The sequence below is a fragment of the Prevotella sp. oral taxon 306 str. F0472 genome (assembly GCF_000257925.1).
In the GTDB taxonomy this organism is placed as follows: Bacteria; Bacteroidota; Bacteroidia; order Bacteroidales; family Bacteroidaceae; genus Prevotella; species Prevotella vespertina.
Genome location: NZ_AJIN01000061.1, coordinates 45,248 through 60,451, shown reverse-complemented (window position 1 = coordinate 60,451; position 15,204 = coordinate 45,248). Strand labels below are relative to the sequence as shown.

Sequence of the window (15,204 nt, the reverse complement as noted above, 5' to 3'; positions counted from 1 at the left end):
TAATCATTGACAACCTGATATGTTACGTAGAATTTACATACAATTTATTACCCTGCTTGCCATTCTCTCTTATGCAGGAAACGCCCATGCACAAGAGCATATACTTATCCCTGCTGCTGGACAAAAGGTGTATGTGCCACTTACGGAACCGAGTGTAAAAGGTAAGATAGTGGTTTCCAACATTGGTAGAACTCGCATTCAAGACATTGACTATACGCTTTCTTTCAATGGAAAAGAGCTAGAGTCAAAGCATTACACATTACCCCAAACACTGGGACATAATGATGATGCTGTGATTGAAGTAGCTGTTCCGCCATACACAGAATTGGGTGAAGATGAACTGATCTTCACGATTACGAAGGTGAATGGAGGGCGCAATGGTGCTACTATCAGTGAGGCTCGAATACCGAGAGTAACGGTTACTAAGGTGGCAAAGAGGAAAGTTGTTGTAGAAGAATACACGGCAATGTGGTGCCGATATTGTCCATCTGGTATTGCCCTCATGGAGAACTTGTCGCATACTTTTGGCGATGACTTCGTAGGTATAGCGGTGCATGCTGATGATCCATTAACCTGTTGGGACTATTATGCAAAAGCCAGGGAAGACTCTCGCCGTCCCTCTCTTTATATGAATAGAAGCCGTAAGTTAGGGTATGTCAAGGCTGTTGATGAGTTCAAAGCAGAGCAAGATGCAGGTGCAGATATGGATCTTGAAGTATCTGCCGAATGGGATAAAGCGAAGAACAACATCACGGTTACGCCTGCAGTAACGTTCCGTTTGAATCGTGAAAAAGCCCCTTATGGCTTTGCCTATGTGCTGACTGAGGATGGAATGTCACGTCCCCAATGGGTTCAAAACAATGCTTATGCGGGTAGCGAGAGCGATCGTGGAGTTACAAAAGAGTTCGATGTGTTCATCGATTCACCAAGTGAAATCCGTAATCTAAAGAACAACTTTGTTGCCATTGCGGCTGCAGGTGTGAAAGAGCCAGTGGATAGTCTCATTGAAGCTCCTATCAAAGCCGACCAAACGCAGAGCCACTCTTACATCTTCAAGGATGTCTCGAAGATAAGAGTTCTACAAGACAAAACAAGGTTGAAGGTATGTGTCTTGCTGATAAACACACAAACAGGTAAAATAGAGAATGCGGCTAAGTGCAGTATTGCTGACGCTCAAACAACTGCTATCTCATCTGTTGCTGATAGAAAGGAAACCGCTGTTGAGACCGCACGTTATACATTGGATGGTCGGCAAATCACGGCTCCACAAAAGGGAATCAACATTGTGAAGTATAGTGATGGACGTGTTCGTAAAGAGGTTATAACGCAATAAACGCTTTCAATATAGTATATTTCTCAACATGAATAAGGATCTAACAGCTCATTATCAACGGAAAGTTGAAGAAGAGAACAGCCTTCTCTCAAGGCTTCGCAACCGTAGTCGAGCTTTCATACTGGCTGAAGTAAGCTCTTTCTTACTTGCTATTGGCTTCGTAGTACTCTATACTTTGCTTGCTAATGCAGCCTGGACATTAGCTTGTGGGCTGTTAGCTCTCTTCTTATATCTATACATTCGCAAGTTAGATGTGCGTAACGACCGCCGTATCAAGGAGGGAGAAGCAATGGTGATGACCTATGAGAATGAGATAAACTACCATCATGGCGACTTCAGTAAGCTCAATGCTGGCACGCAATATGTCAATCCGCAGCATCCATACACATACGATTTAGATGTGTTCGGAGCTGGTTCTCTGTTCCAACGTATCAACCGCACCATCTCAACAGGGGGCAGTGACCAGTTGGCAGAATGCCTTTCAAAGGAGTGGGGAGGTATAGACCAGAAGGAACAGGTGGGTCAGATTCATCAGAGAATGGCATCCATTCAAGAATTAGGACAGGCAGAAGCGTTCCTAACTCGGTTCAAGTCGTTTGGTGTAAAGGGGCAGATTCAAACGAAGGATGTGCTGATGGCACTGACAGATGTGCATCAAAAGCAGCTACCCAAATACTTCTCTCATCCTCTTTTCCGCCTTTTCTGTTCTGCAAACTTGCTGGGTTTCTATGCCAGTATCGTACTTTCATTCATGGACATTGTGCCCTCCTTGTTGCCAATATGGTGGGGTATCTTCAACTTCCTGTTATCTTTCTTGTGTTCGCATAAGCACATCCGTGTTATATCCGAACTGATAGCAAAGGTGCAAACAGCGGTTGATGGCTATTTACAAGTGCTGCGACTCATCAATCAAACCAACTTTCAAGCATCAGAATTGCAGGCATTGAAAGGGCGATTAGCAGGTGCGGAAGAGTCTTTAGAGCGGTTAGCACTCATCTTACAGAAGATAGATAACCGCAGTAATGAGATTGGTATATTTATCTTTAATTGCTTTGCTTTGATTGATATAACCATTGTCCGACTCTTTCAACAGTGGCAACGAACGTATGAAGAGCGCACAGATGAATGGATAGAAACGCTGAATCTCTTCGATACACTGGTATCTATGGGCAATTACAAACTCAATGAGAACAAGGCGGTGCAGGCTGAGGTTGTGGCAGAGAATCAGGTTGTCTTTAATGCAAAAGCACTCTATCATCCTTTCTTAGGAGAGCATGCTGTGGCAAACGACTTCGACATTCAAGATCGTGAATATTATATAGTAACAGGTGCGAACATGGCAGGTAAGAGTACGTTCCTGCGTTCGTTGGGTGTGAATTATCTGTTGGCAATGAACGGATTACCCGTGTTTGCCAAGCAACTAAAGGTCTCCGTCTTCCACTTATTCACGAGTATGCGCACCACAGATGACCTCACTCATGGCATCTCCTACTTCAATGCTGAGCTCTTACGACTCGATCAGCTGTTAGGCTCTCTACGTGAGTCTACACCGAACCTCATCATACTTGACGAGATACTAAAGGGCACTAACTCCTTGGATAAGCTAAATGGTTCACGTCTATTCCTACAACACATCGCCTCACGAAACGTCACGGGCGTGATTGCCACACATGACTTAGAGTTGTCAAAGATGGAAGATGAGGAGCCAAAACGCTTCCATAACTATTGCTTCGAGATTGAGTTAGGGGAGCAAATCACCTATTCTTATAAGATAAGCAAGGGTGTGGCACGCAATCAGAACGCAACGTTTCTGTTGCAGGGAATACTGGATAAAGAAGGAGCGAATAGGTCATAAAGGCAAGAGAGCATGGCATTGTTCTGGCTAAATAGCTGTTACGACACGTGTTATTCCTATCTTACTCCGTCTTTTAAAACCTGTTCCTTTGTCAGAACTGACGATGATATAATAAAGAAGGTGAAGTTCTTACAACTTCACCTTCTTCTTTTTTCCTGTGCTCTCATTGCTCATTCTGTCTAGAGCAGTGACCACATAGACATATTTCTGATTGCCATCTTTATAATTCAAACGCACCTTGTTCTCATAAGGCATGGCTATAATCTTCGATGGGTCATTGGTGTTTATAGGCTCATCAGGCGTGAACTGGTAAACAACATATTGATGTGCTTCATCCTTCCAGCCCTTTCCCTTCGGTGCTTTCCACGTGAGGTAATAGCCATCGCGTTCCCATTGTGCCTTCAACCGCTTGGGATGTTTCGGTGCATCAGAGTCTATGAAAGGCATTAAGGGTTGCAAGGCTGGATAGCGCCAGTAGTCTGTTCGCAAGAGAGTTCCATAGTTCCCAGGGTTGTCAACAGCTGCCTTTGCATACCAGAGTACTGTTCCGTTGACATTTGCCGACTGCTGGTGTAAGCGGCGTTTAGCCGCTAACTGATGGATAGAAGGGTTCTGTGGATCTGCGAATTTGACGGTTCGCAGCACATCTTCACCTATGTATAATGGGCGTTTCCCAGCGTTGCGATTCCACCAACCAATCAATTCCTTGTAGTCAGCAGCACGATTGCCAATCTCCCAATAGAGCTGTGGTACACAATAATCAACCCATCCGTTGTTCACCCACTTTAGTACATCGGCATAGAGGTCATCGTAGTTTTGAAGTCCATTTGTCCTACTTCCGTTACGAGGGTCAGCCTTTTGATTGCGGTAAATACCAAAGGGTGACACGCCAAACTTCACCCATGGCTTAACAGCATGTATCCTTTCGCCTAGTTCCTTGATGAAGACATCAACGTTATCACGCCTCCAGTCGTTGATATTTGAGAATCCTCTCGGGTCCTGTTGGAAGTTCCTTTGATCAGGGATAGGCTGTCCTGCAACAGGATAAGGATAGAAGTAGTCATCGATATGAAGCCCATCTACATCGTAACGAGACACGATGTCGTCAACAACCTGGCATATATACTCACGATTCTCACGCAAGGCTGGGTTCAAGATGTACAACCCATCGTATGAGAAAACACGTTCGGGATGTTGCACAGCGATGTGACTATTAGCCAACTGGTTGGTGTTCTTTGTCTTAGCACGATAGGGATTGATCCATGCGTGCAGCTCCATTCCTCGCTTATGGCACTCATCTATCATCCATTGCAACGGATCCCAATAAGGTGAAGGAGCCTGTCCTTGCTGTCCAGTGAGGAACTTGCTCCATGGTTCTAACTTGCTTGGATAGAGGGCGTCGCACTCTGCTCGCACCTGAAAGATGATGGCGTTAACCCCATCCTTTTGTAGTTCGTCCAACTGATAACGCAGGGTTTGCTGCATCTGTTGCGTCCCGATACCCTGAAACTGCCCATTGACACACTGGATCCAAGCCCCACGAAACTCGCGCTTTGCTGGTTGACTCTTAGCAAAACTGGTCATAGTAATGGTCAAGAATAGTACTATCAATGACAGAATCTTCATGCCTTCACGAATTTGTCTCATGTGTTTATCTTTCTCTTTGTTATGCTTTTTTATTTGTTTTGATTGGTCTTTTCTTTTATAATTAATCTATCATGCGTATCACAGCTGAGCCTTTTCTACCATTGTTCTGTAATACTCGTCCCAGCTAGCTACAGCCTCCTCTGCTAACAGCCTATCCACTAGTCGATGCGGAAAAGAGGTGAAATAATTGTCGGGAACACGGAAGGGACGTGCCTTCCCATTGCTTGAATTGATATGAATTTCTTGTTCCATAGAGAGTTATTGTTACTACTCTCTTAGACTTCAAATAGGTAGATTGGTTTAAACATAAGGCTCTCCTTTTTTGTTCAGAAGACTTTGCAACATTATTCGTGTTGCTTCATATACGTCGTAACCTTCTCTACTGCAATGTGATAAGAGGCTTTCAACGCTCCGACACTCGTACCAAGAAGTTCGCTCATATCGCTATATTTCATCTCATCAAAGTAGCGTAAGGTGAACACCAAGCGCTGTACATCGGGCAAGGTGGCAATGGCTTCTTGCAAAAGGGCTTGCCCTCTGTCACCATCGAAATACTCATCTGCCAGCAAGCTGTCGGCTAGGTGTAGGGTGTCTTCGCCTCCCGTGACAACTGTCGAGCGTTTCCGACGTAGACTCTCAAGAGCTTCATTGATAGCAATACGATATAGCCATGTAGACAACTGGGACTTGCCTTGAAATTTGTCAAGTCCTTTCCATGCCTTTAGAAACGTGTTTTGTAGCACGTCATCGGCATCATCATGCGTGATAACAATACTTCGAATCTTCCAATATAGCGGTTCACTATATTGGTTTACAATATCTAGGAATGCTTTCTGTCGCTCTTCCGAGCTCGCTAACTGGCGAACTTCTTCCGAATTATCAAGGGGAGACACGTTACTCAAAAAGCTTTTGCTGTACCAGAATTGGGGGATGTCTAGCCCTTAACGGATAGATATTTTCCGGACAACTTTACCCACTTTCACAATGTAACAACCCCTTGGGAAGCTCAAAGTATAGTGCTTGTCACTACCGTCAACACGCACATTCATCACCTTTACCCCTGTAACGTTATAAATCGAGAGTACCTCATCTTCGGCACCAACAACACGTAAGACATTATTTGTAACGGTGATGGTAATGGATGGAAGTTCCTGTTCGATTAACTCCACTGGAGCCTCGGCACGTGCCGAAGTAACAGCACCCATGAGGAGTATTAAGGTGAGAATAAAAGGAGTAAATATCTTTTTTACCATAGACGATTGCTTTTGTTATTAGCTACAAAGATAGTAATTTTCAGCTTACATTGGCTTGGATTATTGCCTTTGTGATGGTATCTTTAATGATTATTAACGTGGGGGAAAGACAGAGGAACATAGTTTTTTAGACAAAATGACATAAGTACATATTGTTTGAATGACATATTTCTTAGACATAGAAACATAGTATCAAAGTGCTTGGTAACGGATTTTTAAGACAGAATGACATAGTGACATATTTTTTGAATGACATATTTCTTAGACAGAGGAACATAGTATCAATGTGCTTGGTAACAGGTGTTTAAGACAGAATGACATAGTGACATATTTTTGAATGACATATTTCTTAGACAGAGGAACATAGTATCAAAGTGCTTGGTAACGGATTTTTAAGACAAAATGACATAGTGACATATTTTTTGAATGACATATTTCTTAGACATAGAAACATAGTATCAATGTGCTTGGTAACGGATGTTTAAGACAGAAGAACATAGTGACATACTTTTGAATGACATATTCTTAAGACATAGTAACATAGTAACACGAATCGTAATAACGAAAGAGTAAAAAGAAGGAAACGCCCTTCTCCATTTGAGAAGGGCGTTTCGTCCTATTCAAGAGAGCCTTTCCTTGCATCAAAGAAACGCCCCCTTTATTTGCAAACAATGGTTTTCACTCCCCTCTCCATTCGGAGAGGGGGCGGGGGAGAGGCTTCTTCTTTCCCCTTGGGGGAGGTTGGGTGGGGTCTCAGGGGCTGTTTCCTTACTTTGTTGGTACAGCATATTTATCGCCAGTCTGCTTGACGATCTCATGCTTCATATAGTCACTATAACCTGGACGAGCCACACGCTCACCAAGACCCGTTGGTGTTTTGAGGAACTTACCATCCTTTTCTGGCTTCACAGCCATATCGTTGTACTTCACAATCAGGTAGATGGCAAGCTGCTTCCAACGTGCAAGCATCTCGTTACTCTTCTGTATGGAGTAGTCGTTAAGATACTTCACTGCGGCCGACTTATCCGTCTTGTACAGGCTAAGAGCCTTTGCTTCCACCTCTGGTTGGGCTGCGAAATAAGCGTTCTCAAGCGAATCGCGCACTGCTTTCAACGATGGGAAGAGCTGCGAATAACGTGGGTAAACCATGTTACTTACCCAGTTGCAAACCCAGAAAGCATTCTTATCTGAGAAGGTAACAGCGTCTGCGCCAGGTGTATTGAAGCACTCTGCACGCTCTGTATTACTACAATAGATAGGTACATAAGCTATCATATTGCCATCGTCGTTACCGAACCATAGGATTCCACCAAGCTCTCTTGGCAACCATGAACGGAGCTGTGCTACGTAAGAGAAACCCGTCTGCTGGGTAGAAGTTGGACGCTCGTTGAAATACTTCTTACCATCAACTTCGTATTGAAGTGGGGTAGGGCGATAAGGACAATCCCAATTCCCTTGAGCGACGTCATTGTCTAATGCGAGTGGAGTACCCTCATAGTGGTCACGCATACAAGCCTCCATCATTGCTACATCGAGCTTCTTGTCGGGTGCAATCCATAGTGGCATATCTTCAGCATTGGCGTCTTTTCCGAGTGCCCAAGGCAACCAGTGCGACATATCTTTGAAGTGATTAAAGTAGCTCCAAACGCGTGCATCGCACCAACGACGCCCTCCGAAGTTAGGCTTTGCATACACCATTTTCCAGTTAAAGTCCTTATCTTTGCCAGTGAACCAGCCTTTTGAACGTGCGAAACTAATGCAGTTTTTAGACGTGATGACCTCTGTTGGATAAGTAGAAAATTGCCCAATGCGACTCTGGTTGGCGTGAGCTGAAATCATGCCATCAGGTATGCGCACTGCAACCCATACCACTTTCTGCTTCTTATCACCGCCACATCCTTGCATCTCAAGCAACCACACTTCGTTAGGATCAGCTATTGTGAAGGTCTCACCCTCGGAGTTATAGCCGTAAGTCTCAGCCAGTGTCGTCATCACCTTGATAGCTTCTCTTGCCGTCTTACTGCGTTGTAAGCCCAGATACATCAGTGACCCGTAATCGATAATGCCGTTTTTATCCACCATCTCTTCGCGTCCGCCGTAGGTAGTCTCACCTATGCTGACCTGGTACTCATTGATGTTTCCGATGACATTGTAGGTTACTTGCGCCTCAGGAATGTACCCGTGGCTCTCGTGTGTGTCGTAATCAATGATCTCACGACGCGCATCTTTAGCATGAGAACCAGCCGGATAATGGCATAAGTTAGTAAACAAGCCGTAATCATCAGCATTGTAAGTAACGAGGACGGAACCGTCCTTTGTTGCGCCCTTAGTGGCTATGAAGTTCGTACACGCATAGGTGTATGACATCATAAAAAGCATTGCGAGCGTTGCAAATGACTTCTTCATAAGCTGTAGTTTTTATGTTTTTAATCTGTTCAAAGGTTATTCTATAGGGCTGTTCTGTCGATAGGCACGGAGAATCCCATCGCTGTCTTTGCGCACATCAATCGTTCCGCTCATCCATTCAGTCATAGCCTCTTCGTGTGTGAAGGGGTATATCTCCGTGACAACTCCAGCCTCGATGACAACGATAGCTTGCTCTATTGTCTCGTTGGGAGTGTGGATGAAGTTCGCTGCTATGCGTCGCATCTGTTCAAGTTTATCGTGTCCTCTTTACGGGTAAGCCCCTTTCACGCATAGCATCAGTGGGTGTTCGAGGGGGACGGTCACCCTGTGCAGGTGCCGAACTGGGGTTTACTGGTGTTCCACCGATCGTTCTTATCGGGTCAGAAGTATTCGTTGAATCACCAGGATTGACGTTCTCTTGCTTGCGAACGTGCATTCGGACGAGTTGAATGTTATTAAGAATTAACATCTTAAAGGTGGTAGTTGGCTCTTGACCCTTTAGCATCATGAAGTAGCCACGGATGTTTTTTATCCGTAAAGAGTCGCCTCCATCCACCATAAGCGTTTGATGAGAATCAGAGGAGATGTGCGTGTATTGCGTTGTAATACTATCGTTGGTGAAGGTGACCGCCATAACAACTACAGCGTCGCGCATACCATCTTGTATGATAAACTGCGAATCGAAATTGAGCATTAAGCGGTCGCCTTTGTGGAAGGCGGTATCTGCTTTGATCTCAAAAGTTTCTTTGTTAACAGGTGCGTAAGGGGAGAGAATGAGCGAGCGAGCGCCTTTCCATATATCAGTAGTGTCACCTTTGGAGGTGATAGTGCCGTATTGTGATAGCTCAGACTCCGATGCGCCCTCTGCACGAGCTTGGTCTTCAAGGCGCTTGGAGATGTCTACATACATGTCATGAAGTTCCTCGGTGTGACGTATATAGTACTTTAGGGAGTTATCAAACTGCGCCTCCGTCACATCGTACTTCTTCATAACTGCCAGCTTATAAGCCTTTTGCTGTGTTGCAGAAGTATTACTATTATTTGCCATTGCCATCGCTAGGTGATAGTCATATAGTATATCTTCCATTTTCGACGGCTGTATGTATTCGGATGGAATAGATGGTTTACAACCCACAAAAAAGGTTGTGAGTAGTAATCCACAAAGGGCTGTAAGCAAGTGAGTTATATATCTATCTCTCATTCTCATTAGGCTTTTGATCCTCTCAAAACTCCTCATTCAACATTCCTAACTCCTATCTCTTCTCTGGTACCCAACCGTTGAAGTCCTTTCTAAAAAACAATAGAATGGTGATGACACCCACGCTTATGCAGGCATCAGCAAAGTTGAAGACAGGGGAGAAGAAGACGAATGATTGTCCACCACATAAGGGCATCCAATCAGGGAAGGTACCGGTAAAGAGGGGGAAATAAAACATATCAACTACCTTGCCCATAAGCATTGGTGCGTAGCCTTCTCCCCATGTGGTAAGGGTCGAAGGAACGGCTCCCTCTATATAATAAGGTGTAGAGGCTGTGAATATCTGACCATATATCAACGAGTCGAAGATATTACCAGCTGCACCTGCGCATATCATCGATAACACGACAATATACGCCATTCTCGCACCCTTCTTGATACGACCTCGAACGTACCATATCAATCCGGCGACTGCGAAGATACGGAAGAAACTGAGGAACAACTTGCTTCCGAGCTCCATTCCCCATGCCATACCATTGTTCTCAACAAACTCTATCTGGAACCAATCAAATATATGAATTGACTCCCCCAAGGTCATGTTTAGCTTGACAGCTAACTTAATGGCTTGATCGATGATAAGCAATAACACGATCAAAGAAGCAGCCGTCAAGCCCTTTTTCTTATTACTATTCATTAATGTTGTTTATTAGCTTCCTTTGATGCTACACTTAGTGTTGCATGAGGGACGACACGCAGACGTTCCTTCGGAATAAGCTCTCCAGTGATACGATCTATGCCATAGGTCTTATTGTCAATACGCATGAGTGCAGCTTGAAGACCCTTTATGAACTTCTGTTGACGCTGTGCCATCTGTACGAGTTCCTCCTTTGTTTGACTCGAACTACCCTCCTCTAATGCCTTATAGGTGGGTGATGTGTCATTGACATCATTGGTGTTCTTGTTTGTAAGAATCTTCATGGTCTCTTCGTAATCAGACTTAGCTATGGCTAATTTGTTGTTTACTATCGTGCGAAACTCCTCGAGTTCCTCATCGGTATAACGCTTTTTAGTTTCCATAAGGAATAAAGTGAATTAGGTTATTAAACATTATCTGAGATATAGCAAAGTGGGTTTTGGACTCCTGATGGAGGATGGGTGCATGGTTGATACACCCATCCTGTCAGGCTTTCGAGCGTTCACAAGGATACGCCCCACTATGTTCTTTAGTCTTTTTGGATGTCTATATGAAGTTTAAAGTCGTCGAATTCAACCTCAGTACCAGCGTTTTCAGCCAGTGAGATGGCGTTCGCTAATACCTGTGTCTTTATCAACTCACCAAAAGACTCTACTGCTTTCGCAGCTTCCTCATTAGGTTCGATGATAACAGATATGCGGTCGGTGATCTCGAGACCAGTCTCTTTACGGAGGTTCTGGATGCGGTTGATCAACTCACGAGCCATTCCCTCGCGGCGCAACTCATCGGTTAGTTCCACCTCAAGTGCCACTGTTAGGTTGCCTTCATTGCTCACTAACCAGCCCGGGATGTCCTCTGATATGATGTCAACATCGGCTGCTTCGACCTTAATAGGCTGTCCCTCCAACTCGAAGTTGAACTCACCAGTAGTCTCCAAAGCAGCTATCTCATCTTGAGAGAGTGCATCCATACGTGCTGCAACGAGCTTCATCAGCTTACCAAACTTCTTGCCCATGACACGGAAGTTGCACTTTACTTTCTTTACCAAGATGCCTTGTCCCTCAACAAAAGAGAGTTCCTTCACATTCACCTCATGCTTAATAAGGTCGGCAACAGCCTCTATATGCTTCTTCTGAGTGCTGTCTATGGCTGGAACCATTATCTGTGCTAATGGTTGGCGAACCTTTATATTGACCTTACGACGCAATGCCAAGACCATAGAAGTAATGCGTTGCGCCATGTCCATACGTGCTTCTAGGTCAGTATCAATGACTGCCTCGTTTGCAACAGGCCAACGATCCAAGTGAATACTCTCGCAGGCTCCACCTAAATCTCTATACAGTTGATCTGCATAGAATGGTGCGAACGGAGCCAAGAGACGTGCTACTGTCATCAAGCAAGTATATAAGGTGTCATACGCACTCTGCTTGTCTGCACTCATCTCTTTGCCCCAGAAGCGTTTACGATTCAGTCGGACGTACCAGTTACTGAGGTCGTTATTAACGAAGGAGTCGATGAGTCGACCTGCACGTGTTGGGTCGAAGCCCTCTAACTCGGCTGTAACACCTTTAATCAAAGAGTTCAGCTTAGAGATAATCCAGCGGTCAATCTCTGGTGCGTCAGCCTTAATTGCCTTGCAGCTTGTTGGCTCGTAACCATCGACGTTAGCGTATAGAGCGAAGAAGCTATACGTATTATATAAGGTGCCGAAGAACTTGCGTCTACATTCATCAACGCCCTCTGGATCGAATTTCAGGTTATCCCAAGGCTCGCTATTGGTCATCATGTAGAAGCGAACAGGGTCTGCTCCGTACTTATGAAGCATCTCAAATGGGTCGGTAACATTGCCTACATGCTTACTCATCTTATTACCCTTTGCATCCAAGACAAGCCCTGTTGAGATTACATTCTTAAATGCAACTGAGTCGAAGACCATGGTTGCTATGGCATGAAGAGTGAAGAACCAACCACGCGTTTGGTCAACTCCTTCATTGATGAAGTCGGCTGGGAAGAATGCAGGAGGTACAGCTATTCCCTCGTAGGTAGAGTGTACCAAGGCATCACGATAAGCCTCCTCGCTCATACCCGTAGCCTTGAGACCATCGGAATTAATCTCTCCTTCGAATGGATAATGCAGCTGCGCGTATGGCATAGAACCGCTATCAAACCATACATCAATCAAGTCGCTCTCACGGTGCATAGGCTTACCCTCGTCGTTAACAAGTACGATGTCATCCACATAAGGGCGATGGAGATCGATCTTATCATAGTTCTCTTTGCTATAATCACCCACTACGAAGCCTGCTTCCTTCAGTGGATTCTTCTCCATGACACCTGCTGCAACTGCCTTCTCTATCTCATTGTAGAGTTCTTCTACCGACCCAATGCACTTCTCACCACGGTTGTCATCACGCCAGATAGGTAATGGTGTACCCCAGAAACGAGACCTACTTAGGTTCCAGTCATTCAAGTTCTCAAGCCAGTTACCGAACCTTCCTGTACCCGTAGATGCCGGTTGCCAGTGTATCGTCTTATTGAGTTCCACCATGCGAGCCTTGCGTGCCGTATCCTTAATAAACCAGCTATCTAGTGGGTAATAAAGGATTGGCTTGTCTGTACGCCAGCAGTGTGGATAGTTGTGAACATGCTTTTGGATATTGAAAGCAGAGCCTTCCTGCTTCATCTCCATACAGATGATGATGTTCAGATCTTCAGCCTTTTCAGAAGCTTTCTTGTCCCATACTCCATTTGGATTAAAGCGTGGGTCGTATGAATTCTTTACGTAATCGCCTGCATGATGGGCGTATGCTTCCTTATTGATACACGCTTTTACGAAGTTCTGATCAAGCTCATCAAGGGTATAATACTTACCTTGGAGGTCGACCATAGGGCGTGTTTCGCCCTTCTTCGAGATAAGATATAGCGCAGGAATATTCGCATCCTTTGCCACCTTAGCATCGTCAGCACCGAAGGTAGGAGCGATATGCACGATACCAGTACCATCCTCCGTCGTAACGTAATCACCGAGGATAATGCGGAAAGCCTCGCTCTCCATCTCAACGAACTCGTCGCGTCCTTCCTCGCCCATAAATACCTTCTCTGGGTGAGCCGTCGCATAGTCGTTCACGAATTGAGGTGCAAATTCGCCTGTCTTCTCCACTGGTTTCACCCAAGGCATGAGCTGTTTGTAATGCAAACCCTCCAATTCTGTACCCATCACACGCCCTATGACACGATAAGGAACATACTTGTCGCCACGCTCGAAAGCAGGTAATTCGCCTCCATCAGTTACCTCGCCTTCTGGTTTCAGATAGGCAGCTACACGGCTGGCAGCCATTACCAAGGTTACTTTCTGCGCATCGTAAGGGTTGTAAGTCTCGATGATAACATATTCAATCTTCGGTCCGACGCACAGCGCAACATTAGATGGTAAGGTCCAAGGAGTGGTTGTCCATGCAACAAAACAAGGCTTACCCCAAGTCGACTGAGGCAATTTTGCCTTCTCAGCCAATGCCTTCCAATCCTCTTCAGGGATAGCGAATTGCGCTGTAACCGTTGTGTCCTTGACATCACGATAACATCCTGGTTGATTCAACTCATGGCTTGATAAGCCCGTACCAGCACCTGGAGAATAAGGTTGGATAGTATAACCCTTATAGAGTAACCCTTTATTATAAAGCTGCTTCAAGAGCCACCATAAGGTTTCAATATATTTGTTGTCATAAGTGATGTAAGGGTGTTCCATGTCAACAAAGTAGCCCATCTCTTCCGTAACTTGTTGCCACTCTGCAGTGAACTTCATTACGTTCTCACGACACTTATGATTATAGTCTTCAGTGGAAATATATCGTTCCGAGTTATGGTTATCGATGTCCTTTTTGGTGATACCAAGCTCCTTTTCAACACCCAATTCGACGGGTAGTCCATGCGTATCCCAGCCTGCTTTACGGTGCACCTGATAGCCTTGCATCGTCTTATATCGGTTGAAGGTATCCTTGATGGAACGTGCTAGAACATGGTGAATACCCGGATGTCCGTTAGCCGAAGGAGGCCCTTCAAAGAAGATAAACTGCGGTTCTCCCTCTCGTTCGTCAATACTCTTGTGGAAGATGTCATGCTTCTCCCACTCCTTCAACATGTCTTGGTTTGTCTGAACAAGGTCAAGTCCCTTGTGTTCGGCGAATCTCTTTGCCATATTATCGATGTTATTTTGCTTATATTCTAAATACGTGCAAAGATACAAATAACAACTGATACTACCAAATTTTACTGACAGGTTGCTATGGTGGAGAGGCTTAGAGGGGATTCAAAATACAATGTTCAGGGTTCGAGGGCATAATGAGTTAGACAGAATGCCACAACGACATGTTATTTTAATGACATATTATTAAGACAGAGCAACAGGTTTTTTAGACATAATGCCATAGTGACATATTGTTTTAATGCCATACTTTTAAAGACATAGTAACATAGTATCAATGTGCTTAGTACCAGATGTTTAAGACATAATGACACAACGACATATTGTTTTAATGACATATTTCTTAAGCATAGCAACATAGTATCAATGTGCTTGGTAACGGATGTTTAAGACATAATGACACAACGACATATTGTTTTAAAGACATATTCTTTAGACATAGGAACATAGTATCACGAATCGTAATAACGAAGGGACAAAAAGAAGGAAACGCCCTTCTCAAATGGAGAAGAGCCTTTCTTCCTATCCAAGAGAGCCTTTCTTCAATGTGAAGAAACGCCCCCTTTGTTTGCAAACAATGGTCTTCACTCCCCTCTCCATTCGGAGAGGGGCTGGGG

General features: G+C 44.6%; 12 protein-coding genes. 2 read left to right on the top strand and 10 right to left on the bottom strand.

Going from position 1 to position 15,204, the window contains the following annotated elements; all coding sequences use genetic code 11:
• Window positions 1–19 precede the first annotated feature (19 nt).
• Together HMPREF9969_RS09520 and HMPREF9969_RS09515 are read left to right on the top strand one after the other, a co-directional pair.
• Window positions 20–1,333, top strand: coding sequence for a hypothetical protein (locus HMPREF9969_RS09520; protein ID WP_009435582.1), 1,314 nt, complete (start codon window positions 20–22; stop codon window positions 1,331–1,333).
• A 28-nt stretch (window positions 1,334–1,361) separates the two neighbouring features.
• Window positions 1,362–3,188 (top strand): MutS-related protein, encoded by a 1,827-nt coding sequence (locus HMPREF9969_RS09515; RefSeq protein WP_009435605.1) that lies wholly within the window; start codon window positions 1,362–1,364, stop codon window positions 3,186–3,188.
• A 129-nt stretch (window positions 3,189–3,317) separates the two neighbouring features.
• On the opposite strand, the gene HMPREF9969_RS09510 is transcribed toward HMPREF9969_RS09515, so the two are convergent.
• The 10 genes from HMPREF9969_RS09510 to ileS all read right to left on the bottom strand — a co-directional run bounded on the left by HMPREF9969_RS09510 (window position 3,318) and on the right by ileS (window position 14,581).
• On the bottom strand, window positions 3,318–4,835 hold the full coding sequence (locus HMPREF9969_RS09510) for a glycoside hydrolase family 10 protein (protein WP_009435594.1): 1,518 nt from the start codon (window positions 4,833–4,835) through the stop codon (window positions 3,318–3,320).
• A gap of 78 nt (window positions 4,836–4,913) precedes the next feature.
• Complete coding sequence (locus tag HMPREF9969_RS13055; protein WP_009435602.1) at window positions 4,914–5,087, bottom strand: hypothetical protein; 174 nt, start codon at window positions 5,085–5,087, stop codon at window positions 4,914–4,916.
• A gap of 92 nt (window positions 5,088–5,179) precedes the next feature.
• Window positions 5,180–5,728 (bottom strand): RNA polymerase sigma factor, encoded by a 549-nt coding sequence (locus HMPREF9969_RS09505; RefSeq protein WP_009435634.1) that lies wholly within the window; start codon window positions 5,726–5,728, stop codon window positions 5,180–5,182.
• 48 nt (window positions 5,729–5,776) lie between these two features.
• Window positions 5,777–6,088, bottom strand: coding sequence for a T9SS type A sorting domain-containing protein (locus tag HMPREF9969_RS09500; RefSeq protein ID WP_009435572.1), 312 nt, complete (start codon window positions 6,086–6,088; stop codon window positions 5,777–5,779).
• Window positions 6,089–6,856: 768 nt separating this feature from the next.
• The gene (locus HMPREF9969_RS09495; RefSeq protein WP_009435637.1) at window positions 6,857–8,494 is read right to left on the bottom strand and encodes a dipeptidase; all 1,638 of its coding nucleotides are present in this window, start codon (window positions 8,492–8,494) and stop codon (window positions 6,857–6,859) included.
• Window positions 8,495–8,530: 36 nt separating this feature from the next.
• Window positions 8,531–8,737: a hypothetical protein gene (locus tag HMPREF9969_RS09490; protein ID WP_009435583.1), complete on the bottom strand. Its 207-nt coding sequence runs from the start codon at window positions 8,735–8,737 to the stop codon at window positions 8,531–8,533.
• 10 nt (window positions 8,738–8,747) lie between these two features.
• Complete coding sequence (locus tag HMPREF9969_RS09485) at window positions 8,748–9,695, bottom strand: DUF4296 domain-containing protein (protein WP_009435606.1); 948 nt, start codon at window positions 9,693–9,695, stop codon at window positions 8,748–8,750.
• Window positions 9,696–9,747: 52 nt separating this feature from the next.
• The gene (locus HMPREF9969_RS09480; protein WP_009435630.1) at window positions 9,748–10,386 is read right to left on the bottom strand and encodes a lipoprotein signal peptidase; all 639 of its coding nucleotides are present in this window, start codon (window positions 10,384–10,386) and stop codon (window positions 9,748–9,750) included.
• Window positions 10,386–10,769, bottom strand: coding sequence for a TraR/DksA family transcriptional regulator (locus tag HMPREF9969_RS09475; protein ID WP_009435621.1), 384 nt, complete (start codon window positions 10,767–10,769; stop codon window positions 10,386–10,388). The genes HMPREF9969_RS09480 and HMPREF9969_RS09475 overlap by 1 nt, the downstream gene beginning before the upstream one ends.
• 146 nt (window positions 10,770–10,915) lie before the next feature.
• Window positions 10,916–14,581, bottom strand: coding sequence for an isoleucine--tRNA ligase (gene ileS / locus HMPREF9969_RS09470; protein ID WP_009435633.1), 3,666 nt, complete (start codon window positions 14,579–14,581; stop codon window positions 10,916–10,918).
• Window positions 14,582–15,204: the final 623 nt, after the last annotated feature.

Bases quoted from the DNA above. Each gene is read 5' to 3' on its own strand.
- HMPREF9969_RS09520 (WP_009435582.1), top strand. From the start codon at position 20: ATGTTACGTAGAATTTACATACAATTTATTACCCTGCTTGCCATTCTC.
- HMPREF9969_RS09515 (WP_009435605.1), top strand. From the start codon at position 1,362: ATGAATAAGGATCTAACAGCTCATTATCAACGGAAAGTTGAAGAAGAG.
- HMPREF9969_RS09510 (WP_009435594.1), bottom strand. From the start codon at position 4,835: ATGAGACAAATTCGTGAAGGCATGAAGATTCTGTCATTGATAGTACTA.
- HMPREF9969_RS13055 (WP_009435602.1), bottom strand. From the start codon at position 5,087: ATGGAACAAGAAATTCATATCAATTCAAGCAATGGGAAGGCACGTCCC.
- HMPREF9969_RS09500 (WP_009435572.1), bottom strand. From the start codon at position 6,088: ATGGTAAAAAAGATATTTACTCCTTTTATTCTCACCTTAATACTCCTC.
- HMPREF9969_RS09495 (WP_009435637.1), bottom strand. From the start codon at position 8,494: ATGAAGAAGTCATTTGCAACGCTCGCAATGCTTTTTATGATGTCATAC.
- HMPREF9969_RS09490 (WP_009435583.1), bottom strand. From the start codon at position 8,737: ATGCGACGCATAGCAGCGAACTTCATCCACACTCCCAACGAGACAATA.
- HMPREF9969_RS09485 (WP_009435606.1), bottom strand. From the start codon at position 9,695: ATGAGAGATAGATATATAACTCACTTGCTTACAGCCCTTTGTGGATTA.
- HMPREF9969_RS09480 (WP_009435630.1), bottom strand. From the start codon at position 10,386: ATGAATAGTAATAAGAAAAAGGGCTTGACGGCTGCTTCTTTGATCGTG.
- HMPREF9969_RS09475 (WP_009435621.1), bottom strand. From the start codon at position 10,769: ATGGAAACTAAAAAGCGTTATACCGATGAGGAACTCGAGGAGTTTCGC.
- ileS (WP_009435633.1), bottom strand. From the start codon at position 14,581: ATGGCAAAGAGATTCGCCGAACACAAGGGACTTGACCTTGTTCAGACA.